Below are 247 nucleotides of genomic sequence, written 5' to 3' on the forward strand. Positions count from 1 at the left end.
CTGAAACCCTGTGCCTACAAGCACATAGAGCACGTCAAGGTGTGATATGGTACCTATTGTAGAATGGTCCGGCGAGTTATGTTATGGAGCGAGGTTAAGTACTTCAGGTACGGAGCCGCAGCGAGAGCGAGTCTGAATAGGGCGAAATTAGTTGCATGACATAGACCCGAAACCGGGTGACCTATCCATGTCCAGGCTGAAGTGGAAGTAAAATTCCATGGAGGGCCGAACCGACCCCCGTTGAAAA

At 50.6% G+C, this 247-nt stretch carries 1 rRNA gene; it reads left to right on the top strand.

Features of this window, described 5'->3' with window-relative positions:
• Positions 1-247, top strand: a 23S ribosomal RNA gene (locus H6A12_RS13195); the annotation flags it as partial.

The sequence above is a fragment of the Merdimmobilis hominis genome (genome assembly GCF_016901855.1).
Classification (GTDB): Bacteria; Bacillota; Clostridia; order Oscillospirales; family Ruminococcaceae; genus Paludihabitans.